The organism is Ruegeria sp. AM5, from assembly GCF_056540645.1.
On record NZ_JBQFXC010000002.1, the window covers coordinates 580585 to 602952 of the forward strand.

Here is a 22368-nt window from a genome sequence, read left to right on the forward strand (position 1 = left end):
CTCGGCCTTTGCACGTCTTCGCCGCGTAATCTGCGCGAACGTAACCAGTTGCTGCTGCAAATCCGCATTATCGATACTCAAAACAGACGCAACCCCATTGGCTTGGCGCGCCTGATCCCGAGCTGTATCGCATATATCCAGGATTAGCTGCATTAGTCAGCGGGCTCTTGATGGATGGGAACCAGCTGGTCGCCAAGGGCTTTTTCCAGTTTTCGGATGGTTCGCCGCCGCTGCCGCCAGAACATTTCTTCCCAGGCCAGATCAGGTGAGACAAATCCTGCATCGGCAAGCATTTTGTGCAATCTGGACATGTCAAGCTCTCCAAGTGAATGGCGGTTGGGGCGACCGCGCGAAGCCAATACCCAATCAGTGCGAATGGCATTGGCGACTAAAGGCTCTTGCCCGCAAAAGGCCGCTAGCTGAGCTGAGATATTGTGATGCACCGAAGAAGTGCGGCGCGGGATCATTGCAACCTGCTGATCTGGACGGCCTACCAGAGCAAAAAGATGCAGTGCCGACCCGTCTAGTGCAACGATCTGACGGGCGGCTTTGTAACGCGCGATCTGCTTTTCCATCGGGTGTTGTTCCGGATAGAAAATCTCGTACCCGTTCTGGCGCAAATTCTCTTCGAGAAACTCTTCTCCGATAACGCCACCCCGCCGTATTCCAAGACCTGCGCGCGAGATATAAAGTCGCTCCGGCCCATCAGGGGGAACGTCGGCGCCAAAATTTTGATGGATCAAGGCACGATATTCAGGCGTTCCCGCCACAATCGGGCCCAGCCCAAACCCCTGACCGGGCACATGCAGATGTTCTATCTGAGTTGGCTCGGTCACCACTTTGATTGGAAGATCAATACCCAGAAGCGTAAAAAAATTATGCTGCATAGGACGTGTTTCATCCCCATTGGCGGGTCGCTTGGGGGTAAAGAGGACCCCATCAATATCCTTCGCGATTGCCGGCAGCGGCCAAAGACGTGCGGTGCTTTCAGCCAGGAAATGACCAAAGTGTACCCATAACAGCCCGGCATAAAGCCAGCGACCCGGCAATTGCGGCAAAGGGTCTGTTGGCGATACCGGTTGGGTGGTCATGGCACGCTTTCCCCGCCAAAGCGCCCCATGCGCGCAATATTCCCGGTCTTCAGTCAGAACACCGGCTTCCTGCACCGTATCGGAGACTGCGGGCGGAACCACGATAGCCCGCTCAAGTGCAACAAGTTCACGTGACCATCCTTGATCAGGCTGAGGAGGTTGGTTCAGATCATTATCGTTAAGCGTAGACATCTTTGTTCACACCCGGTCAGAGCGACCGGGTCGACAAAGACATGCTTTTAGTCGGTCTACTGGTGTTAAAGGCCGGGATAGATGATCGGCGAATATCCTTGTGATCTGTAGCCAGCTTCTTTGACATTCGCCTATCCCATAAACTGGACCCCAGATTAATCCAAGATCTGTGTTCGGGCTTCATAACATTCGGCCCTATTCACCCCAGTATTCTGATATGGCCGTACCTGCGCCGCTGCAAGTAATCGTAGTGAAATTTCTACGCCAGAAAAAGTAAAGGCTCTATCCGTAGGAAGACAATCGAATATGTTGACAGTGTCGCAGTTTATCATCCTTGCCTGAAGCGACCGCCATTACTTTGATTGCCAAGTTGTTGCACGTTGTACTCAATACAGTGGCCGGTTGGGGAACTGTCTGCCGAACAACTTGGCACTACGGTGTTAGCAGATGACGCCTAGTGTTTTTGATTCCGATCGTCCGAAACTTGGACACATACTGGCGCTTCTGACTTGCCCAGACATTTTAATCTTGGTCAACAGACTTCAGCACATCCTGTGGCATCGCCTTAGAGGGATCGATGTCATGTTTCTTGCATAGCTTGGCGACCTGGCTGTTGGGATGCGGCAAAGGAAACCCACCGTCCATATTGTATTTCTTGCGCATGCTTGAGCCGCCAATGTGATGAACCCCCAACGCGTTTTCATCGAGCGATATGCGGGAAAACCGCGGCCGAAAATAATTCAAGCGCATGGCTGTAGGTTCTTGGGAATAGAATGACTCGGGTGGCAGGGCGTGTTTAACTTCACCGTTTTTGCCCAGAAAATAAGAGATAGCCTGAGGCCCGAACGTATAAAATGGCAGCTGCGACAGGTTTTCCAACGGTACCGAGAAAGAGCCATCTTCATTGGACTTGCCGATGGAAACATCAATATTTTTTTTCCACGGCCAGTCATTGGGGATCACGATCTCAGACCCGTTCATAAAGTCATACATACCTTGCAATGTTGGAGAACTGTGCGGCAACCGGAGAGCCGCATTGTTAAAATAGCGTTTCTCTTTTGCGAAAACATACGGAATGTCGGGGATCGGCTGCATACACAGCATATCGCAATCCATCCAGATTTCGTCGGATTCCCGAAGCATGTTGATCCTGAAAAAATCCGACAACGGGGCATAAGCGCTGTTTCGCTTTTCGTTTCGCCATATTTTCAGGTGGTCAGGTAAGAAAATACGTGCATCCGCATTTTCAACGCCCGGTGGCGTATTCGTGATTTCATTCAAAGAGTACAACTTGACCTTATGGCCGTGATCCACAAAGCTTTTGAGGCAGAGTTGCTCGAAAAAAGTCAGACTGGATCCATGCCAAAACGATGAAATTACTGGAGAAATTTCCATGCTGGATCAATGCCCGTTATATTTTTCGCTTGCTCCGCATTAGCATGGCTCCGGTATTCGATCCACTGGTTTAATGATCCCGATACAAGCGCAATTGTGATGGTGACCCAACCGTCCAATATGAACTGTCTGTAGCGCAGGTCCGTTAGTCAGAATTCTCGCACCTTTGTGTTTCGCGAAAAAGAACGAGCGGTAACGATCAAACTTTAGGGGCTCGCAATAAGCAGTAATTGTTTGGTTACCTCAACTTTGGTCCAATTTTCTCAGTCCTCCCCGACAAAGGTCGCAAGATCACCCAAACTGTCTTAAATCGGATCGTCCAATAAGACCTCAGGATGCTCTTGCTTAAGGCGGAAAATTCACCGATCAAGGTTGCCACAAATCCAGACTTATTGGGCAATAGAGGAAGCCGGTGACTCTAAAGACGTGCAATCAGGGATTTTGGCCCTTCCCAAACACAGGACTCCTTTAAAGATGGCCACCTGGGGTGTCGTTACCATGGTCAAAGAGCCGCCAGAGCTGGTGGCTATATTTGCTTCCTATTATGCGTCACTCAGCGCGCAAGAGATCTTTATCTTTCTGGATGGTGATGATCCGAAAGCGCGGCAACTTCTGGCTCAGATACCGAACTGTCGCGTTGAAGTGATGGATGACACGTTTTTTCGAAGAAACTGGGACTGTGCTTATCCAGAAAACAGTTTCAGACGCCAAAGACTGATAGCGACAAAAGCCTATCGAGAAGCAACGGTCGATTGGATGCTTTTCCTCGATGCGGACGAGTATCTGCAAGCCGATGATTTTGCGCAAGAGCTTGCTGACCTGCCCTCGGATGTTGATACGATTTCAATTCCTAATGGCGAGCGCGTGTTTTCGACCGAGGACACCACACCCGGACTTTTTGGTGGTCTTATGCTGAAGCCTAAGCACACCCGCGGCTATGTCGCCCGAAGCTTATTCGGAGAAGAACGACTCAAGTACAGCGACAGAGGATTTTGTGCGCATCGTTTCGGAAAAAGCGCCACCCGAACGGGGAAAAACATCAAGTTAGGTGTTCATGCGCCACAGCGGTGGAGAGGCAACATCAAGCGACATGTTTCTCAACAATCGGTCATTTGTCACTTTGACGGACTGACCGAAATCCACTGGATGCTCAAATTGCTGAGATATCATGATATGGGCACATATGAATCACCTAAGGGCAGCAACGATTTCCGCTATGAACAGGTCCAATTCCTGAAAAATTCATCTTCTTTGAACGCTGTTCAAGAGCTTCATGACATTATCCGAAAATACGACAAGGACACCGAAGAAAGACTAAGGGGTCATGGTCTTCTCGATGATGTGCAGGTCCGCCCTTTCCGGGGTTTGGATACCTATTATCCTGACCACGAGTTTGATTTGTCGGTTGAGTGGTTCAACGATGTTCTGAAGATGAATATGTCGGACCTCTATGCGAGATTACCGACATGATGTTTGATGCAAATAGTCTGACCTTATACAAAACATGCTCTACCGACCGCTCATCCTTGGAATGGAGCAAGAATGACCGAAACGAACCCTGATGTTGCGATCCAGTACCGTGGATTGAAGATACCTTCATCGCCATTTCTGGACGAAACGATTATAAATCTGATCGAGCAGGACAATTATGAAAGCTGGGAAATGGATGGCGCTTTGAGCGTCGTTCAACCTGAGGATCGTATTCTGGAAATGGGCGCCGGGCTGGGTATCGTGAGTGGTGTTGTCGCGCTCGAGAACAAACCAGAGGCTATTCTCAGTTTTGAAGCCAATCCAAATCTAATTCCACACATCCGTCGTTTACATGCCCTAAATGGGCTTTCAGACCGGATCGAAGTCCGGAATGCGATACTAAGCGCCAATCCAAAGGATCCCGACTCTATTCCGTTTCATATTGACGCTTCATATCTAGGGTCTTCAGTTTTTGATAATGAAGGTGAATCAATAACATCAGTGCGCGTAGCTAAAGCGGACTTCGAAGCGGTGAAACGAGAGTTCGCTCCGACGGTTCTTGTGATGGATATTGAGGGGGCGGAACTGGATTTCTTGAGGAATGCGGACCTGTCGGGCATTCGAGCCATTGTTATTGAATTCCATCGCCTCATTTATGGGCACAAAGGTGTACGGGCCTGTAAAAGGATTCTTTCTAACGCGGGTTTTCTGCGGCTGGACGATTTGTCTTGGAGGGTCGTTTGGACCTGCACGCGAGATATTGGCTGAGCCCTCTTCATTGCGATGGGCAATTTTCGGGTTAGGTGATTTGGCCAAGCCAGTTGAGCGCCCTGAAATGAGACTATCGGCCGGCTTGTGACCTGAATTTGCCCATCGCAATTCACGCGCTGCAACTATCTGCATCTATGAGCAGTAACTTGTGACAGAATCTCAAAAAAACTGTTTCTGCCTTCAGTTTCGGATCGCGGGGCTGGGTCAACGACCACGATGTCGGCGCTGAGTGTCCCTGTCTTATTGTGCCGTTTTCCGGTCATAGCATCTGGAAACACCACCATTTTGCGACACCGGCAACACCCCGAGTTAACTGCAAAGCTCAAAGCGAAGCCGCACCCATCAAACTGTGTGCAACAAAACTGTTGACGAGACCTGATCTCATCAATAGTCGGTAACCATCTGTTGGGGTGCCCCTCGGGGCTGAGATGCTGACTTGCAAACCCATTGAACCTGACCCGGTTAGGACCGGCGGAGGAAACAGACATACCGGGCGCCCCGTGTCACAACTCGTGTCACAATGCAGGCTACGGGTCTTTCCACGCACATCCTGACCATGACAATGAGGGATGTGCCATGGTTGCGACAGCATTGACGATTGCCGGTTCCGACAGCGGGGGCGGCGCGGGAATTCAGGCAGATCTTAAATCATTCGGCGCAATGGGCGTGTTCGGTTGCAGCGTGGTCACCGCGATAACCGCGCAGAATACCTGTGACGTGACCGCAGTACATCCGGTACCCGACAATATTGTCGCGGCTCAGATCAAGGCGGTCCTGGACGACATCCGCATAGACGCCATCAAGATCGGAATGCTGGGCACGCCATCATTGGTCGAAACAGTGGCCCGTGCATTGGAAGGTTTTTCCGGACCTGTCGTCCTCGACCCCGTCATGGTGGCGAAATCCGGGGTCGCCCTGCTTGAAGATCAAGCGATTGCCGCGCTGAAGCAGTATCTTCTGCCGCGCGCTGACCTGCTGACACCAAACCTGCCCGAGGCGGACAAGCTGCTGGGACAAACCCATAAGGGCGACAGTGCCGGACTGGTTGCGCCGTTGCTGGCGCTAGGTCCTAAGGCGGTTCTGATCAAGGGCGGCCATGCCGATGGCATTGAGTGCCTTGATGTGCTGGCAAAGTCAGGGTTCGTTGTCACGCTGGGGGCACCGCGGATCGCGACCCGCAACACGCATGGTACTGGCTGCAGTTATTCCGCAGCAATTGCGGGCTGCCTGGCGCGCGGCATGGATCCTGAGGCCGCGGTGCGGCGGGCGCATGGCTGGCTGCACGCTGCAATAAAACGTGCCGACGGGTTGGAGATTGGACAAGGCCACGGCCCGGTGCATCATTTTCACGAGATGTGGGCATGAGCGCTGTCACCATACTGGGTGCAGGGGTTGCCGGGCTTTGCGTGGCAGCCGAGCTGGTGTCACGCCGTGTTTCCGTACGGATGATCGACCCGGCAGGTCCCGTGAATACGCATTCCTGCAGCTGGTGGGCCGGGGGCATGTTGGCACCGAAATGCGAGGGCGCAGTCGCCGAACAGCCCGTGGTGGAACACGGGTGTAAAGCAGCGGATTGGTGGCAAAAGCAGGGGGCGCAGTTCGGTCTGGATGTGACCCGGAACGGTACCTTGGTTGTCGCTCTGGGCCGGGATCAGAGCGAGCTGACGATGTTTGCACGGCGCGCCGAAGGCGTGGAATGGCTGGACCGCGAGGGCATCGCGCTCCACGAGCAGCATTTGGCCGAGCAATTCGGCAAGGCGTTGTTCATCGCAAGTGAAGCGCATCTCAATCCCCGCCCGATGTTGACCGGGTTGCATGCACACCTGGTGGCTTCGGGCGTTGAGTTTCTGACTGCAGGCGAAACGCTGGGTCAGGTCATCGACTGCCGTGGTCTCGCCGCGCAGGATCGGCTGAGCGATTTGCGCGGGGTCAAGGGTGAGATGCTCATCGTGCGCTGCCCGGATGTGTCACTGTCGCGTCCCGTGCGGCTGCTGCATCCTCGTTTCCCGCTCTACATTGTACCGCGCGGCGATGGCGTATTCATGTTGGGCGCAACCCAGATCGAAAGTGGGCAGCGCACCCGCGCAAGCCTGCGATCCGTGATGGAACTAATGAATGCGGCCTATGCGCTGCACCCGGCATTTGGTGAGGCCGAGCTGCTGGAAATTGGCGTCGATGCCCGCCCGGCCTTTGCGGACAATCAGCCGCGCATCCGCCATTTCGAAGATCGCATCATGGTGAACGGGCTGTACCGCCATGGCTATCTGCTTGCTCCGGCGTTGGCGGGGATGGTGGCAGATCTGGTGACCTGCGGCACGCAGCCCGCGCTTTGGTACGAGAACTGCGAAGGCACGAAAAGCGCGTATGAAACGCTGGGGAGAACCACATGAAACTGATGGTGAATGGTGAGGTCACCGAGGCCAAGGGCCCCAGCCTTGCCGATCTTCTGGTCGAACTAGGCAAAGGCAATGACAAACTGGCCACGGCGGTGAACGAGGTGTTCGTTCCGGCATCAACACGTGCGGCGCAAATGCTTTCCGATGGGGACCGGATCGAGCTGGTTTCGCCGCGGCAGGGGGGCTGACATGCCGGAATTCTACGGCAAGGAAATAGCGTCGCGCCTGATGTTGGGCACCGCGCAGTATCCGTCGCCCGCAGTGCTCGCCGATGCGTTTCGACGTTCGGGCGCAGGCATTGCCACGGTGTCGCTGCGTCGCGAGGCGGGTGGTGAAAGGGCCGGGCAGGATTTCTGGTCTCTGATCCGTGATTTGGGTGTCGAGGTGTTGCCCAATACCGCCGGGTGCTACTCAGTACGCGAAGCGGTCACTACGGCGCAGATGGCGCGCGAACTTTTCGAGACCAACTGGATCAAGCTTGAGGTGATCGGCCATGCCGACACTCTGCAGCCCGACCCGTTCGGCCTTGTGGAGGCGGCGCGCATCCTTGCCGACGATGGGTTCGACGTCTTCCCCTATTGCACCGAAGATCTGGTGCTGTGCGAGAAACTGATCGAGGCAGGCTGTCGTGTGTTGATGCCTTGGGGGGCGCCGATCGGCACCGGACTGGGGCTGAACAACCTTTACGGCCTTCGCTCGGTACGGGCTCATTTTCCCGAGGTGCCTGTTGTGGTTGATGCAGGGCTGGGCCTGCCATCACAGGCGGCACAGGCCATCGAAATCGGCTATGATGCGGTGCTGCTGAACACGGCGGTCGCTAAGGCAGGTGATCCGGCGGCGATGGCCCAAGCGTTTGCCCGCGCGGTTGAAGCCGGTGCCTTGGCCTTCGGTGCCGATGCTATGGAACCGCGCGACATGGCCTCGCCCTCAACACCTGTTTTCGGAAAGGCCATGCTGTGACGCTGCCGTCGTTCTACCCGATATTCGATGACATCTCATGGCTGCGCCGAATGCTGCCGCTCGGAGTGCGGTTGGTGCAGCTGCGCATCAAGGAACATCCCCTGGATGCGGTGCGCGCGCAGTTGGCGGAGGCGCGGGATTTGTGCCGCGACCACGGCGCGCTGTTGGTGGTCAATGACTATTGGGAACTGGCGATTGAGCTTGACTGCGACTGGGTGCACCTAGGGCAGGAAGATCTGGATACCGCTGACCTTGACGCGATCCGAGCTGCTGGATTGAAACTTGGAGTCTCAACCCATGACGAAGCAGAGCTTGAGCGTGCGCTGGCTTTGCGGCCTGACTATGTGGCACTCGGGCCCGTTCATCCGACCATTCTTAAAAAGATGAAATGGCACCAGCAGGGTGTCGAAAAGCTGACCGACTGGAAGGCGCGGATCGGACCTATTCCGCTTGTGGCGATAGGTGGCATGTCGGTCGAGCGCGCGCAGGGTGCGTTCGCCGCCGGGGCCGACATCGTGTCCGCCGTGACCGACATCACCTTGAAGGACGACCCAGAAGCCCGTGTACGCGAATGGCTAAGGATCTGCCTATGAGCCGCTATGCACGCCAGATTGCTGTACTTGGCTTTGGCGCGTCGGGGCAGGAAAACCTGCGCACCGCGCATGTACTGGTGATTGGCGCAGGAGGGCTTGCCGCACCAGTGCTGCAATATCTGGTCGGGGCCGGTGTGGGACGTATCCGTTTGGTTGATGCTGACAAGATCAGCCTGTCGAACCTGCACCGCCAAACGCTGTTCCGTGAACGCGACATAGGGCAATCCAAAGTGCAGGTGGCAGCACGTGAAATGATGGCGCTGAATGATGAGGTGCGGATCGAACCGGTCGAAACCCGCTTTGATCCGGCCAATGCCTCGCAACTTTGTCAGGGCATCAATCTGGTGCTGGATTGTGCCGACAGTTTTGCCGCCAGCTATGTGGCCTCGGATGTTTGCCTTGATGCCGATTTGCCGCTGATCAGCGCCAGCGTGGTGGGCTCGGAGGGCTATGTCGGGGGCTTCTGCCACAAGGCTCCGGGTCTGCGCGCGCTGTTCCCGGATCTGCCTGCAAGGCTGGGTTCCTGTGACGCCGATGGCGTGCTTGGCCCGACGGTGGGTATGATCGGCAGTCTGCAAGCGCAGATCGCGGTTGCGGTGCTGAGCGGGGACCTTACGCCAATGGGGCGTCTGGTGACCTATGAGGCCACCAGCATGCGCTTTGGCGGTTTTCGCTTTGACGGCGCGCCGGATCCCGCACCAGTGCCGGACTTCATAGCGCAAGAGATGCTTCGGGCCGACGATCTGGTAATCGACCTACGCGCCGCAGATGAAACTGGCCCGGAGCTGGCCGGGGCTCAGCGCCTCAGTGTCGATGAAATCGATCCGCGTGACCCCCTTTTGCAAAACAACAGACGCCTCATCCTTGCCTGCCGTTCCGGTCTTCGGGCCTGGCAGGCTGCGATGCGGATTTCCACGAAAAACGGGCCCGAAATCAAGCTTCTGGCCCTTGGTGACAACAACTGAAACGAGGAAACCGAATTGAAACATTTTCTGACCGTAGCGGCGATGCTGATGGCTACACCGGCGCTGGCACAAGACAAGATGACTCTGCTGCTGGATTGGTTCGTAAACCCTGATCACGGTCCGATCATCGTAGCGCAGCAAAAAGGTTATTTCGCAGACCAGAATCTTGAGGTCGAGATTGTGCCGCCTGCTGATCCCTCGGCCCCACCGAAACTGGTAGCCGCCGGGCAGGGTGACATCGCCGTGAGCTATCAACCAAACCAGCACCTCCAGGTAGCCGAAGGTCTGCCGCTGATGCGCGTAGGTACACTTGTGGCAACGCCACTCAGCTGTCTTCTGACACTAAAGGACGGCCCGATCCAAGAGATCAGCCAGCTAAAGGGCGGCAAGATCGGGTTCTCGGTCGCTGGCGTGGAAGAGGCAGTGCTGGGCGCCATGCTGGGCAAGCACGGCGTCGCGCTGGACGAGATCGAGATGATCAACGTCAACTTCTCGCTCAGCCCCTCGGTCATGTCGGGGCAGGTCGATGCGGTGATAGGTGCCTATCGCAATTTTGAGCTGAATCAGATGGAAATCGAAGGCGTCGAAGGCCGATGCTTCTATGTCGAAGAAGAAGGCGTGCCGACATATGACGAGCTGATCTATGTCGCCAACCCCGAGCTGATGGACAAGGACAAGGTGCGCCGCTTCCTGCGCGCCACCGAGCTGGCCACGCAATACATCGTCAACAACCCGGATGAAAGCTGGGAGGTTTTCAAAAGCTACGCGGAAGAGCTGGACGACGAGCTGAATGCAAAGGCTTGGGTCGACACCCTACCCCGCTTTGCCTTGCGTCCTGAGGCGCTGGACGAAGGCCGCTATATCCGCTTCGAGGAATTTCTGGCCAAAAGCGGCCTAGTCGAGGGCACCCGCCCGGTATCGAAAATCGCAGTCGATCTGGGGGCACAATGAACTACGGCACCTCATTTGAGGCATGGCGAGCGGCGGCCGGGGAAACCTGGGCTGCCTATACCCGCCATGCATTCGTGCGGGGCATGGGTGATGGAACCCTCCCGCGCGCGGCGTTTTTGCACTATCTCAAACAGGACTACGTTTTTTTGATCCATTTCGCCCGCGCTTGGGCGCTAGTGGTGACCAAGGCCGAGTCCGTCGCGGATATGCGCCTCGCCGCGGGGACAGTGAATGCACTGATCAATGACGAGCTTGCCCTGCATATCGGCATCTGCGCCGAGGCTGGGATTTCCGAGGAAGAACTTTTTGCAACGCAAGAGCGTCAGGCTAATCTTGCCTATACACGCTATGTACTGGATGCCGGGCATTCCGGGGATATGCTTGATCTTCTGGCCACACTGGCCCCCTGCGTCATGGGCTATGGTGAGATCGGGGCAGAGCTTTCGGCGACAAAGACCTCGGAAACCTATGCCGATTGGATCAACACTTATGGCGGGGAAGATTACCAACAGGTCTGCTGCGATGTTGGCGCGCTGATCGATGGCGTGGTAGCGCGGCGCATCGGGGATGACCCGCAAAACTGCCCACGTTGGGCAAATCTTTGCGACCGCTTCCACAAGGCGACCGAGCTTGAGGTCGGCTTTTGGGGCATGGCATCGCAGCCATGAGCCCGGCCCCCGCCCTATATCTGCGCGGATCACTGTCGATTGGCGACACATCCATCGCGCGCGGCATTGATCTGCGACTTGATGCAGGGCGGTGGACCTGTCTTCTGGGGGCCAGTGGTGTGGGCAAATCCACAGTGCTCAAGCTGCTGGCCGGACTGGGAGACCATGTTTCTTTGGACGGTGAAATCTGGGCCTCGGACGGTGGCGCGCTGGCCGGGCGGGTGGCCTTAATGGCGCAGAGTGATTTGTTGCTGCCTTGGCTATCAGCGCTCGACAATGTGGCAATAGGAGCACGATTGCGCGGCGAGAAATTCGATCGGGGCCGGGCCGAGCAGGTACTGGAGCAAGTTGGGCTAGGCACACATCTGGGCAAGAAACCGGGAAAGCTCTCCGGTGGGCAAAGACAGCGCGTGGCTTTGGCCCGAACCCTGATGGAAGACCGCCCCATTGTGTTGCTGGACGAACCATTTTCAGCCCTTGATGCCCTGACTCGGGTGCATATGCAGGACCTCACCGCACAGCTGCTGAAGGGACGTACGGTGCTGCTTATCACCCATGACCCGGCCGAAGTGGCGCGGCTGGGGCAGAACATCATGATCATGACGCGCGACGGGCTGCACCCGGTCGAAACTCCAATGGGCAGCATCCCGCGCCCTGTTGATGATCCGGGCGTGCTGGGCATCCAGGCCGCCCTGCTTCAACAACTCAGGACGAACAGATGAGCGCAAGCGAAACTCTCAGGGCGCTGAACCAGGACGACTGGACAGCGGCCACGACACATGACTTTACCAATGCGCTGGCAACCGGAATGCTCGATCACGACAAAATGGCTGGCTATTTACAGCAGGATTACCTTTTCGTGGAAGGCTTTGTGCGGCTGCTGGCCTCAGCAGTGGCGCATGCACCCAACCTCGCCGATGCTGTGCCGGGCGCACATTTTCTAGGTCAGATCTGCGGGCCGGAGAACACCTATTTTTTGCGTGCATTCAGCGCGCTGGATGTGCCGCAGGCAAGCGAAGCCGCACCCGAAACACTGGCGTTTCAAGCCCTGATGGACGAGGCTCGTGCATCAGGGCGTTATGAGCGGATGCTGGCGGTCTTGGTCGTTGCGGAATGGGTCTATCTGGATTGGGCTAGCCCGGTCGAAAACCGCGCCGATAATCTGCCGTTCTGGCTGGGTGAATGGATCACCCTGCACTCCGGCGACGGGTTCGAAAGTGTGGTGGCCTATCTGCGTGAGCAATTGGATGCGATCTGGCCGACCCTTTCGGACCAGGCGCAGGCCGAGGTTGCCGCCACCTTCGAAAAAGCCGTGGCCCTAGAGCGCGCCTTTTTCGATGCCGCATGGGCAGGATTCCCGGTTGCCCGATGACAGGTTGGCCTGTAGGAATCGCTGCAGCCGCAGTGGCAGTGTCGCTTTGGCAACTGGTGGTCTGGGCCACCGGCTTGCCGCGATTTATCTTGCCCCCGCCAGCGTTGGTTTCCGAAACCATTTGGAACAGCCGCAACCTTCTGCTGGAACATGGACTGGTCACCGCGACCGAAGTGCTAATCGGGCTGGCCCTTGGCGCAGTGCTGGGCGGGCTGTCGGCCATCGGCCTTGCCGCCTCACCGCTAGCACGCGCGCTGGTGCGACCAATTTTGGTGTTTTCCCAGACCATCCCCGTCTTTGCCCTCGCACCGATTCTGACCCTGTGGCTTGGCTTCGGGCTCGAGGCCAAAATCGCCATGGCGCTGCTGATCATTTATTTCCCGGTTACTTCGTCTTTCTTTGATGCACTGATGCGCAGTAATCGCGACTGGCTGGATCTGGCTCGGGTCATGGGGGCGTCACCTGCCCGAGTAATGTGGCACATCCGTATTCCATCTGCTCTGCCCGGATTTGCCAGCGGCCTGCGTCTGGCTGCCGTCTATGCCCCGATCGGTGCCGTCATCGGTGAATGGGTCGGAGCGTCGCGTGGGCTGGGATATCTGATGTTGCTGGCCAATGGCCGTGCCAAAACCGACCTGATGTTCGCCGCGCTAATCGTGTTGGCGCTACTTACCATCATCCTGCACGCAACAGTCAATGCCCTGTGCAATCGGTACCTGGATCAGCGTGATCAGATATGAACAAAGTACTGAACATCAATATACACGAACGCGGAGATCGACTTTAATCGTGCCACCAGCTGTGATGAAAGAGCTCAATGCTAGAGTACATTGATTTCCAGAGCGCCATGTTAAACAAAGCTAATTGGTCGAGCGGCGAACGCAGAGTGTGCCGCAGTCACTTGTCCAAGAGTCCTACCGTAAGGATCAACTTGAATTAAGCCGAACCAGAACGCGTAGCGTCATGGTCTGAAGGTGGTTTATCTTTGCCAGTGGCCACTACTTCCGCTGGTCAGGCCTCCGCATCCAGAGAAGTCGAACGGTTTCCGTAATTTTTGCAACGCGGATCACATAGTGAACGCCCCACACACCAAAAGCCTGTTTGGTTGACAGATCCTGATTCCTCAGGAGATTTTTTAACGTCTTGAAGGAAGGGATCAATTTCTGCAAAGGCGGGATGTAATTAACGATGCCGCGCTTGGCATTGCGGCGCAGCCTAGCCCCCTCAATACGACGGGCTTTGGTGATGTGATCCTCAAGACTGTCGCGCGCCGGATGACGGACGATGGCGTCTTCGGCAAACACAATCGCTTCGCCCGCAGATTGAGCACGATCATTCCATTCCATGTCCCCGCCGGACAACACCGTGTCGTTGAACCGACCGATGCGATCCATAAGCTCCCGCCGTACGATCAGATTGGCCGTAACCGCACGCCCCCGTTCCACCCATTTTTTTTGCTCTAACCCCAAATGAACATCATAGAGTTCGGTCGTCTTCCAATCCTGCCCGTTCGGGATCAGCACAACATTGCCGCCAAAGCGATTAACCTCGGGGTGGTCTTCGGCTATTTTCAACCCGGCCTCTAGATAGAGCGGGTCAGGCTGACAATCGGAGTCGGTGAAAAACAGCAGCTCCGAGGCGGCTTCTTCGATTCCTCGGTTGCGCGCTGCGTATGAGCCGGGTTTTGCCTCACTTAGAATGCGGGCGTTGGCGGGCAGGCGAAACCCGTTGGGCATGGGGTCGGTCGGGTCATTGTTGACTGCAAGTATCTCGAACTGGTTTGTGTTCAGTGTCTGAGAGGCGAGCCCATCCAGACAAAGCTGCAATTGGTCCCAGCTTTGATAGGTCGGGATGATCACTGACGCGCTCAGGGGCGAACGCGCCTGTGTAATGTCAGGCCGTTGGATCACGTCGGGATCATTCGGCATTGACGGCGTTCGAGTACTGATGGTCATACAGAGTTTTGAATGGCCCCGGTTTCTTCAGCAACTGTTGGGCGCTGCCCTGCTCAAGAACTTCACCAGCCTCAATCACGACGATCTTGTCCGCATGCATGATGGTTGAAAGCCTGTGAGCCACGATGATTGTCGTACGCCCTTCGGTCAGGCGGCCCAAGGCTTCCTGAACCAGATGTTCCGACCGCGAGTCCAGCGCACTAGTTGGTTCGTCCAGCAGCAGGATCGGGCTGTCGCGCAGAAGCGCGCGCGCAATCGCAAGGCGCTGTTTTTGACCACCGGACAGGAAGGCACCATTTTCACCAACCAGAGTGTCAAAGCCTTTCTCAAGCGACATGATGAAGTCATAGGCATTCGCGGCCTTGGCAGCCTCGATCACGTCGTCTTGCGAGGCACCCTCACGGCCAAAACGGATGTTGTCGGCGATTGAGGCCGAAAACAGAAACGTCTCTTGCCCGACGAACGACATGTTCTGGCGCAGTGATTTGAACGAGGCGTACTTGATATCCTGACCATCGATCGATACCGAACCACTGGTCGGGTCATAAAGGCGCAGGGCCAAATTCAAAATGGTCGACTTGCCGCCGCCGGACAGACCAACCAGAGCGGTGGTCTTGCCAGCTTCGAACGTCAACGAAAGCCCTTTCAGGATCGGATCGCGACGACGGTAGCCGAAAGTGACGTCGTCGAACACCACCTCTCGCGGACCATCAGGCAGGCTTTGGGGATTGGCCTCTTCCGGCAGAGTTTCAGGCTCGTCCAACATATTGAACAACATCTGCACCCGGCGCAGACCCAACTCCATCTTCACCCGCACCTTCGTCAGGCGCTTCGCGGGCTCGTAGGCCATCATCACAGCGGTCACGAACGACATCAGTTCACCCGGAGTGGACGCTGCAGCGCCAAACAGCTTACCAGCGCTCAACCCGATGACCGAGGCAATTGCAAACCCGGCCAGGATATCCGTCAGCGGGCTCGTCGCAGCTTGCAAACGCGCAAGCTTGTTGCGGCGCTTCTCAACGCTTTTCACCGCCGAATTCATCTCGAGGGCCATGCGCTCTTCCAATCCGAAGGACTTGACCACACGTATACCAGCCGAGGTTTCTTGAATGACCTTCATGATCGCGCCCATCGATTGCAGCTCCATATCCGCAATCTCTCGCACTTTGCGAAGCAGCATGCGAACACCCAAGATCGCCAAAGGGCCGACGATAAGCGTAAACAAAGACAAGATCGGTTGCTGGTAGAACATCACGGCCAAAAGACCAAACAATGTAAGCATATCGCGCACCGCAGTGGTCACCATGATCTCGATCACCGTGCGCGCAGCCTGGGCGGTTTGTGTCACCTTCAACAACAGATCCGAGCTTTCGGTCAAATTGAAGAATGACACCCCTTGCCGCAAAAGCTTGTCGTAAAGCTTGATCTGCTGTTTCGAGACGATCCGGTTACCGGCACGGGTCAGAGCCACAATTTGAACGTAAGTCGCAATCCCTTTGACCAGGAAGATCGAGAATACGGCCATCGAAACGCCGAAAATCTTGGCTGAGTTTTCACTGTCAAACAGCGAATCCACCACATCACGCATGATAAATGCGATACCTGCGGTGGTTGCCGCAACAAATACCATCGCGATGATCGCGATCGTATAAGGTACCGCTTGCTCGCGCATATTCTCGGAGAGCAGTCGCCACAGGACGGAATCACTCAATACAGCCGCAAATTTTGATTTGATCTTTTGCAATGCACATGTCCACTGTGATCAGGATCGAGCTATGTCACATCTGACGCGCTCATAAACAGTTTCCGCTAGATAGTCGCCTGTTGCCAGTTGAGCAAGCCCGCGCCCTATTCTGCCGCTTCAATGCGAATTGTTCGAACCGAAGAGTCTACACGCGAATAAGCGGCCAAAACCCTCCCCGACCATTTCTGTGCAATGTAATCCGCCATAAAACGCGTTGGTGCAATCAGAATCGCCACCCCCCCTGCCCTTTCGGCTTCGTTCAGATGCTTGAACCAACTGGACCAAAGTTCTGGGTCACGCTCATGTAGGATCGATTGAACCTGTGTCCAAACGTCTTCACCCTGCGGCGGCGGGATCGATGGCTTTGACTGAAATGGCACAACATTAGTATCGCGCTCTGGCTTCTGCTGCATTCGTTCCTGGAAATCCGTTCCGATCACGGGCCAGGCTTCCATTGTGTCCAGCATGATCTGCTTGAGGTCGAGTTCATAAACTGCAACCCGACCCCGAGCGGCGGGTCGTTTGACCGCAATCCAGCCTGCGCTGCGCAGCTTAGCCATCTCACGTTTAACTGTGCGTTCGTTCACGGACCACAACCGAGCGATCTCTTCCCGGCCAATCGACAATTCATTGGAGCGCCAGTTATAGCGCGTGGTAATTAATGTCATGATGCGAAGAACACTGCGATGACGATGCTTGTCACCTGATAAGGCGTGAACGGCGAGAGCCGACAAGATATCGTACTTCAGTGCAGGCGCATTTCGCCCGACCGGTTTCGCAACCTGCATCCGTTTCCTCACCGCTCTTTTTTGCCTCATGCGGGTTGATCCCGCCGTAATCGCGCCGTTTCCCAACGCTTTTCGTGATTGTTCACTGATTAGCGTCCAATACTTCGATTCTGTCAAGAGTTCGTTGAGATCACGCTATTTGATAGGTGCTATTCGTTATCAAAAAATAGAAGAAATAGGTGAATTTATGGTGATGGGGGACATGCTGGGTGTCCCCTTATGGAGCAATAATGTCCCCCTATATGCCGTATCAGCTTGAGTTACGTCCCCCTAAATCTGGTAGGATATCCGAAGTCAGGACGATTGCAGAGAGCAGCAGTGTTCCGAATCGGTCAGCACTAGATACGGACATATTTTCTTACCCATGGGTAACATCACAACCTTACAATAATTTCTTTTGCCAAATATGCAAATCGGGCGTAAATAACAAAAGAGAGAAAAATAACGTCCAGAAGAATGAGAACTGAGGCATGTACACGCACGAAGACCTGAATGCATTGCGCACCCAGTCCCTGAAATTGCAGGGCTGGATTCGCCAGCAGACTTTCAGCCCTGAGATGGAGAAGACGCTAAGGCGGTTCTCAAGCTGGGAGGTGTCCGAACTGATCTTTAAGGTGAACCAATCGACTTTCCGAGGAAAGCTGGCCGCCGATCCTTCATTGCCGGGAGGCGAGGTCGAGCCTGATGGGCGGCAGCGTTGGTTTAGTCTGGAAGAGGTAAATGAGCTCAGGCGGCGGCTTAAGGTTAATCGCAAAGCGCTCACTCCTCCACGCCCTGCGGGCAAGCGGGCGGTTCGGGCCGCTGTTGCCAATTTCAAAGGGGGGGCCGGCAAGTCGACCGTGGCGTTGCATCTTGCGCACGCCGCTGCTCTGGACGGCTACCGAGTATTAGTGGTGGATTTTGACCCTCAGGCGACGCTCAGCCATTCGATGGGTCTGACCGATGTCGCTGAAGATTTCACCGTCTGGGGTATCATGGCGCGGGATCTAATCCGTGAAACCGAGCGCATGAATAACCGCCCTGCGGCTGCGGAGTCAGGAACTGCCCTGCCCCGCCGAGAATTACCACCTTCTATAACGGATATGGGCCTCGGCGAACTGCGCATTTCTGATTTTATCAAGCAGACCTCATGGTCAACGATTGATGCAATCCCTTCTTGCGCCAATGCTGCTTTCGTCGAATTCGCATCGGCACAATATCGGCACCTGAATCCTGAGTGGTCTTTTTTTGCAGCTGTGTCTCGCTATCTGGATCAAATACCGAATGATGCTTATGACCTGATCCTGTTCGATTGCCCGCCTGCGATAGGATACCAATCCATGAATGCGGTGTTCGCAGCAGACATGTTGTATATCCCGTCGGGGCCCGGATACTGGGAATACGATTCAACCACCTCATTCATTGGACAGTTGGCTGAAGCCCTCGAAGATCTGGCCTATGGTTTCGACAAGACCTTACCCACGGGTAAGATTGGTTTACCCAAGACATTCTGCGAAATTCGGTTTTTGCTTACGCGCTACGAACCGGGGAACGCACTGCACACAGCGATGTATGACGCATTCCGCAAAGTCTTTGGTGAGCACCTCGCCGAGCACCCGGTCGAGATGACGCGCGCGGTCGAGCAATCGGGTCGATTCCTGAGTTCAGTTTATGAGATGGATTACCGCGAGATGACGAGGGAAACCTGGCGTCGCGCGCGTTCGACATTTGATAATGTTTATGATGAATTCCGGGGCGTCATGCTATCGGCCTGGGACAAGCTGGAGGATGACGTATGAGCCGAAAACGCAGAATGTTCGATATCGATATGCCAGCGATGGAAGAAATCCCGGTTGGCAAGGTTCCGGATAAAGCGCTTGAGAAAAGGCGCGGACCAATGGCCACTGCAATCTCCGAGAACGCTAATGCGCTACGCGACCAGCAAACTACCGAAGATGCAATCAGAGTCGAAAATGACAGGTTAGCGCACGAGCTTGTGCGACTACGTTCCGAAGGGTATGTTACTGAACAGATCGCATTGGCGGATGTTGTTACCGAGCGCCTTACGCGCGACCGCAAGCCTGGCCCTGATCCTGAGTTGGATGAGTTGAAGGCTTCTATTCAGGATGTGGGTCTTTCGAACCCGATCCGGGTCGAGCGTCGCAACGATGGACGCTTTGAGTTAATTCAAGGAATGCGCAGATTATCGGCATTTCGCGCATTACTTGAGGAAACTGGCGACGCGCGATTTACGACGATTCCGGCCGGTGTTTCTGACGTTGCAGAGCTGGATGATAGCTATCGTCGCATGGTCGATGAAAACCTGATCCGAAAGGATATCTCGTTTGCGGAAATGGGCGCGCTTGCGCGTGCCTATGCGCAAGACCCCGCCAATGATTGTCCGGATGTCGACAAAGCGGTTTCAACCTTGTTCAAATCTGCAAGCTATACCAAGCGCAGCTATATTCGGGCGTTTGCGAGTTTGCTGGCCATGTTGGAAAAGGTTCTTATGCACCCAAACGACATTCCACGGAATGTGGGTGTTGAACTCAAACGAAAGCTCGACTCTGATCCTGGATTGATCCGACAAGTCAGTACGGCTTTGGTGAGTGAACCAAATCGCGACAGCGTGCGCGAAGTGGCCATTCTTCGCGATTTTCTCACAATCGAAAATGCGGCCGCCGCTAAGCCAAAGGCCGAAGCCGTAGATAAACCACGCCGCGCGAAGACAACGTTTCAGGTAAGCGGCAGGGCAGGGATTGCAAAATGTTCTGCATCCAGCGGAAGGATCGAACTTCGCTATGATCTCGACTTTACCCGTGTCGATAGGGCTAAATTAGAACGAGCTGTGGCCACTTTGATCGAGGATCTGCGAGAAGAAGACGATCTTACCCATGGGTAAGACCGGCTTAGCGAGATACATCCGATGCACGGCGCTGGATAATTTCAGCGCCGTTTTTTTGCTCAAACTGGCCAGCTGTTGGGGCAGAACCTCAGTAAGCCATCTGAACCCTTAGATCGTACCACCCGAATTTATGCGCTCGTTTTGCGCTTCGAACGGCTACGTTCCGACCAGAGGCGATGACTGCAAGTCCAGTTCATCAATATAAGGCGTCGCGCCGCATTGATGTTAAACTGGGGCAGGTGATCTGCAATTTATTTAGTTTGTCACGGCTAAACTGATGCACAGTCTATGGGGTAGGGCAGGGACCACGCGACTGCCTCATTCTTCGAGCGCACCGCCGCTGCTTTTCATCAAGAAGACTATCTTGGGGTGCGGTAACATATTCAAAGCACTTGAGCATACGACGGGGTGGCGGTGAGTACCTATCAATGATGCGTATAGACGTGCGGTGGATTGCCAGAGAAAGCGCGGCGATCGGTTGAATGATCGACAGTAGAGAACATCGCGTGTGAGTAGTGCGCAAAATGTACTAATAAGTACTATTATTAATTCTGTCGGTCTGCAGTTCCATGCAGTAAGAGAATGTGATTTCTGTGACATACTTCTTCGCAAGTTTCCTGGGCTGAACAGGCGGTGGTTCTGTCGTAAACTCTGCCCCCACTTGTCAGATCGAACGCAGTCCTGTTAACGCGGGCTGGGACGTAACAGGAGTAAACTGTGACGATCACTTTGAAAGGCGCGCATTTTCCAATATCAATGGTTGTCGGAGGATCGGCAGCGACCGCGCAAACAGCGGCATATGGTCAAGCGGATCTTCGAGCAGTAGCGCGATGAGCTTGGTTTCGAGGGTGGTTACACCATCGTCAAGGACTATGTTCGGGAGCATGGTCGACGGCATCGCGAGATGTTCTTACCGCTTCACCATGCATCCGGCTATGCTAGGCCAATTTCGGCGAAGCAATGGTGGTGATCGGCGGCATTGAGCAGAAGGCTCACTTCTTTGCCTTGGATCTACCGTATAGCGATGCCTGCTACATCCGCGCCTATCCTGCGGCGGCTGCCGAGTCCTGGATGGACGGGCACGTCCATGCCTTTAGGTTCTTTGAGGCCGTTCAGCGGTCGATCCTGTACGATAACGACCAGTGCCTTGTAGCAAAGATCGAGCCCGACGGAACCTGCAGGCGTGCGCGGCTGTTCAGCGAAATGCTGTCCCACTATGTGATCCAGGTCCGCAACGGGCGTCCTGGTACGGGCAACAACAAGGGATCCGTCGAAGGGCTGGTGGTTATTCCCGGCGCAATTTCATGGTGCCGATCCCGAACTTTCCAACCTGGGATGCTTTCAACCACAGGCTTGAGAGGCAGTGCCAAAAACGACAGGCAGATCGGACCAGCGCCGTTCCGTTATGAGCCCCAAAATTGCGGGTGTTTCAAAATCAAGCAGAGGTGTGGCGGTTAGCAGCGGGTCACGGTTCAGCATTTGGTCTCCCGTCGAATCAACTCTGAATGACTTGTAATTGCTATAGTGACTATAGCTTCAAGGGGCTAGTTCCAGTTCGCAACAACGCTGCCCAGGGTTACGCGCCGTTGTCTTCGTGATCAGTAAGACATTCGGAATGATCGCGTAGAACTTCGAGTACACGACAATCCGAAGTGTTGCCGCCACTGCATTCATGCACCATGCGCTCCAGCTCGGTCCGCAACGCTTCTAGCCGCGTCATTCTTTGCTCAATCTGTTTGAGTTGCCGGCGCGCAATACTGTCGGCTTCATGACATGGGCGATCCGGATCGTCGGACAAATCAAGCAGTTCGCGTATCGCCTCAAGCGAAAACCCCAGTTGGCGGGCGTGACGGATAAAAGCCAGACGATCCAGTTCGGTATGGCCATAACGCCGCTGGCCACCTTCGGTGCGCCCCGGTTCCGGCATAAGTCCGATCTGCTCGTAGTAGCGGATCGTCTGAACCTTGGTTCCGGTCTTTTTTCCAAGCGTTCCGATCGTCAGCATCTGGGTCTCCTTACAAAGTTACAGCTTATGTAGGTTCGAGTTGGCGCCGCACAATAGCACCTTCCGGCCGGTGGGCCTGTGACACCCAGCCGCAGGCTCAAGATCCCCTTTGAACCTCTAACAAGTAGAGGATGTACATGCCGTTCTGAACCAAGAATCACAGGCGGA

21 protein-coding genes, 1 pseudogene and 1 riboswitch are annotated in these 22368 nt (G+C 55.2%); of the genes and pseudogenes, 16 read left to right on the forward strand and 6 right to left on the reverse strand.

What is annotated here, in order from left to right; genetic code table 11:
• Positions 1–152: 152 nt before the first annotated feature.
• Together ACR0AH_RS08465 and ACR0AH_RS08470 are read right to left on the reverse strand one after the other, a co-directional pair.
• On the reverse strand, positions 153–1283 hold the full coding sequence (locus ACR0AH_RS08465) for a glycosyltransferase family 61 protein (protein WP_480591346.1): 1131 nt from the start codon (positions 1281–1283) through the stop codon (positions 153–155).
• Positions 1284–1805: 522 nt separating this feature from the next.
• Entirely contained in the window at positions 1806–2564 is a 759-nt protein-coding gene (locus ACR0AH_RS08470) for a hypothetical protein (RefSeq protein ID WP_170394191.1), read from the reverse strand.
• A 588-nt stretch (positions 2565–3152) separates the two neighbouring features.
• Here ACR0AH_RS08470 and ACR0AH_RS08475 point away from each other — a divergent pair.
• From ACR0AH_RS08475 to ACR0AH_RS08535, 13 genes are all read left to right on the forward strand, one after another.
• Entirely contained in the window at positions 3153–4148 is a 996-nt protein-coding gene (locus ACR0AH_RS08475) for a glycosyltransferase family 2 protein (protein ID WP_480591349.1), read from the forward strand.
• A gap of 72 nt (positions 4149–4220) precedes the next feature.
• Positions 4221–4916, forward strand: coding sequence for an FkbM family methyltransferase (locus ACR0AH_RS08480; protein WP_170732804.1), 696 nt, complete (start codon positions 4221–4223; stop codon positions 4914–4916).
• A gap of 399 nt (positions 4917–5315) precedes the next feature.
• Positions 5316–5416, forward strand: a riboswitch (TPP riboswitch).
• Between the two features lie 79 nt (positions 5417–5495).
• The gene (thiD, locus tag ACR0AH_RS08485) at positions 5496–6284 is read left to right on the forward strand and encodes a bifunctional hydroxymethylpyrimidine kinase/phosphomethylpyrimidine kinase (RefSeq protein WP_480591352.1); all 789 of its coding nucleotides are present in this window, start codon (positions 5496–5498) and stop codon (positions 6282–6284) included.
• Positions 6281–7309, forward strand: a complete 1029-nt coding sequence (locus ACR0AH_RS08490) for an FAD-dependent oxidoreductase (RefSeq protein WP_480591355.1) — start codon at positions 6281–6283, stop codon at positions 7307–7309. Before thiD ends, ACR0AH_RS08490 begins: the two co-directional genes overlap by 4 nt.
• Complete coding sequence (gene thiS / locus ACR0AH_RS08495) at positions 7306–7503, forward strand: sulfur carrier protein ThiS (protein ID WP_170732807.1); 198 nt, start codon at positions 7306–7308, stop codon at positions 7501–7503. The genes ACR0AH_RS08490 and thiS overlap by 4 nt, the downstream gene beginning before the upstream one ends.
• A 1-nt stretch (position 7504) precedes the next feature.
• Positions 7505–8275: a thiazole synthase gene (locus ACR0AH_RS08500; RefSeq protein ID WP_480591358.1), complete on the forward strand. Its 771-nt coding sequence runs from the start codon at positions 7505–7507 to the stop codon at positions 8273–8275.
• Positions 8272–8868, forward strand: coding sequence for a thiamine phosphate synthase (locus ACR0AH_RS08505; protein ID WP_480591361.1), 597 nt, complete (start codon positions 8272–8274; stop codon positions 8866–8868). Before ACR0AH_RS08500 ends, ACR0AH_RS08505 begins: the two co-directional genes overlap by 4 nt.
• Positions 8865–9833: a ThiF family adenylyltransferase gene (locus ACR0AH_RS08510; protein ID WP_480591363.1), complete on the forward strand. Its 969-nt coding sequence runs from the start codon at positions 8865–8867 to the stop codon at positions 9831–9833. Before ACR0AH_RS08505 ends, ACR0AH_RS08510 begins: the two co-directional genes overlap by 4 nt.
• A 42-nt stretch (positions 9834–9875) precedes the next feature.
• Positions 9876–10784: an ABC transporter substrate-binding protein gene (locus ACR0AH_RS08515; RefSeq protein WP_480591664.1), complete on the forward strand. Its 909-nt coding sequence runs from the start codon at positions 9876–9878 to the stop codon at positions 10782–10784.
• Positions 10781–11452, forward strand: coding sequence for a thiaminase II (gene tenA / locus ACR0AH_RS08520; protein ID WP_170732810.1), 672 nt, complete (start codon positions 10781–10783; stop codon positions 11450–11452). Before ACR0AH_RS08515 ends, tenA begins: the two co-directional genes overlap by 4 nt.
• Positions 11449–12174: an ABC transporter ATP-binding protein gene (locus ACR0AH_RS08525; protein WP_170663581.1), complete on the forward strand. Its 726-nt coding sequence runs from the start codon at positions 11449–11451 to the stop codon at positions 12172–12174. The genes tenA and ACR0AH_RS08525 overlap by 4 nt, the downstream gene beginning before the upstream one ends.
• Positions 12171–12824, forward strand: a complete 654-nt coding sequence (locus ACR0AH_RS08530) for a TenA family protein (protein WP_480591366.1) — start codon at positions 12171–12173, stop codon at positions 12822–12824. Before ACR0AH_RS08525 ends, ACR0AH_RS08530 begins: the two co-directional genes overlap by 4 nt.
• On the forward strand, positions 12821–13564 hold the full coding sequence (locus tag ACR0AH_RS08535; RefSeq protein WP_480591368.1) for an ABC transporter permease: 744 nt from the start codon (positions 12821–12823) through the stop codon (positions 13562–13564). Before ACR0AH_RS08530 ends, ACR0AH_RS08535 begins: the two co-directional genes overlap by 4 nt.
• 258 nt (positions 13565–13822) lie before the next feature.
• Here the strand turns inward: ACR0AH_RS08535 and ACR0AH_RS08540 are convergent, their stop codons facing one another.
• The 3 genes from ACR0AH_RS08540 to ACR0AH_RS08550 form a co-directional block, all read right to left on the reverse strand.
• Entirely contained in the window at positions 13823–14752 is a 930-nt protein-coding gene (locus tag ACR0AH_RS08540; RefSeq protein ID WP_480591371.1) for a glycosyltransferase family 2 protein, read from the reverse strand.
• Positions 14742–16490 (reverse strand): ABC transporter ATP-binding protein, encoded by a 1749-nt coding sequence (locus ACR0AH_RS08545; protein WP_480591374.1) that lies wholly within the window; start codon positions 16488–16490, stop codon positions 14742–14744. The genes ACR0AH_RS08540 and ACR0AH_RS08545 overlap by 11 nt, the downstream gene beginning before the upstream one ends.
• A 137-nt stretch (positions 16491–16627) precedes the next feature.
• Positions 16628–17191 carry a DnaA N-terminal domain-containing protein gene (locus ACR0AH_RS08550; RefSeq protein ID WP_480439026.1) on the reverse strand — a complete coding sequence of 188 codons (564 nt, stop codon included), beginning with the start codon at positions 17189–17191 and terminating at the stop codon, positions 16628–16630.
• A gap of 590 nt (positions 17192–17781) precedes the next feature.
• Between ACR0AH_RS08550 and ACR0AH_RS08555 the strand changes: the two genes are divergently transcribed.
• The 3 genes and pseudogenes from ACR0AH_RS08555 to istA all read left to right on the forward strand — a co-directional run.
• Positions 17782–19089: an AAA family ATPase gene (locus ACR0AH_RS08555; RefSeq protein ID WP_170423104.1), complete on the forward strand. Its 1308-nt coding sequence runs from the start codon at positions 17782–17784 to the stop codon at positions 19087–19089.
• Positions 19086–20192: a ParB/RepB/Spo0J family partition protein gene (locus ACR0AH_RS08560; protein ID WP_480591377.1), complete on the forward strand. Its 1107-nt coding sequence runs from the start codon at positions 19086–19088 to the stop codon at positions 20190–20192. Before ACR0AH_RS08555 ends, ACR0AH_RS08560 begins: the two co-directional genes overlap by 4 nt.
• 760 nt (positions 20193–20952) lie before the next feature.
• Positions 20953–21583: pseudogene (gene istA / locus ACR0AH_RS08565) on the forward strand (IS21 family transposase); the annotation flags it as partial.
• A gap of 188 nt (positions 21584–21771) precedes the next feature.
• Here istA and ACR0AH_RS08570 read toward each other — a convergent pair.
• Positions 21772–22200: a MerR family transcriptional regulator gene (locus ACR0AH_RS08570; protein WP_480591380.1), complete on the reverse strand. Its 429-nt coding sequence runs from the start codon at positions 22198–22200 to the stop codon at positions 21772–21774.
• Positions 22201–22368 lie beyond the last annotated feature (168 nt).

What these genes read in the sequence shown, in the direction of transcription:
- ACR0AH_RS08550 (WP_480439026.1), bottom strand. Translation starts at nt 17,191, where the DNA reads ATGACATTAATTACCACGCGCTATAACTGGCGCTCCAATGAATTGTCG.
- ACR0AH_RS08490 (WP_480591355.1), top strand. Translation starts at nt 6,281, where the DNA reads ATGAGCGCTGTCACCATACTGGGTGCAGGGGTTGCCGGGCTTTGCGTG.
- ACR0AH_RS08540 (WP_480591371.1), bottom strand. Translation starts at nt 14,752, where the DNA reads ATGCCGAATGATCCCGACGTGATCCAACGGCCTGACATTACACAGGCG.
- ACR0AH_RS08515 (WP_480591664.1), top strand. Translation starts at nt 9,876, where the DNA reads ATGCTGATGGCTACACCGGCGCTGGCACAAGACAAGATGACTCTGCTG.
- ACR0AH_RS08530 (WP_480591366.1), top strand. Translation starts at nt 12,171, where the DNA reads ATGAGCGCAAGCGAAACTCTCAGGGCGCTGAACCAGGACGACTGGACA.
- tenA (WP_170732810.1), top strand. Translation starts at nt 10,781, where the DNA reads ATGAACTACGGCACCTCATTTGAGGCATGGCGAGCGGCGGCCGGGGAA.
- ACR0AH_RS08570 (WP_480591380.1), bottom strand. Translation starts at nt 22,200, where the DNA reads ATGCTGACGATCGGAACGCTTGGAAAAAAGACCGGAACCAAGGTTCAG.
- ACR0AH_RS08465 (WP_480591346.1), bottom strand. Translation starts at nt 1,283, where the DNA reads ATGTCTACGCTTAACGATAATGATCTGAACCAACCTCCTCAGCCTGAT.
- ACR0AH_RS08480 (WP_170732804.1), top strand. Translation starts at nt 4,221, where the DNA reads ATGACCGAAACGAACCCTGATGTTGCGATCCAGTACCGTGGATTGAAG.
- ACR0AH_RS08560 (WP_480591377.1), top strand. Translation starts at nt 19,086, where the DNA reads ATGAGCCGAAAACGCAGAATGTTCGATATCGATATGCCAGCGATGGAA.
- thiS (WP_170732807.1), top strand. Translation starts at nt 7,306, where the DNA reads ATGAAACTGATGGTGAATGGTGAGGTCACCGAGGCCAAGGGCCCCAGC.
- ACR0AH_RS08555 (WP_170423104.1), top strand. Translation starts at nt 17,782, where the DNA reads ATGTACACGCACGAAGACCTGAATGCATTGCGCACCCAGTCCCTGAAA.
- ACR0AH_RS08525 (WP_170663581.1), top strand. Translation starts at nt 11,449, where the DNA reads ATGAGCCCGGCCCCCGCCCTATATCTGCGCGGATCACTGTCGATTGGC.
- ACR0AH_RS08535 (WP_480591368.1), top strand. Translation starts at nt 12,821, where the DNA reads ATGACAGGTTGGCCTGTAGGAATCGCTGCAGCCGCAGTGGCAGTGTCG.
- ACR0AH_RS08475 (WP_480591349.1), top strand. Translation starts at nt 3,153, where the DNA reads ATGGCCACCTGGGGTGTCGTTACCATGGTCAAAGAGCCGCCAGAGCTG.
- ACR0AH_RS08500 (WP_480591358.1), top strand. Translation starts at nt 7,505, where the DNA reads ATGCCGGAATTCTACGGCAAGGAAATAGCGTCGCGCCTGATGTTGGGC.
- thiD (WP_480591352.1), top strand. Translation starts at nt 5,496, where the DNA reads ATGGTTGCGACAGCATTGACGATTGCCGGTTCCGACAGCGGGGGCGGC.
- ACR0AH_RS08510 (WP_480591363.1), top strand. Translation starts at nt 8,865, where the DNA reads ATGAGCCGCTATGCACGCCAGATTGCTGTACTTGGCTTTGGCGCGTCG.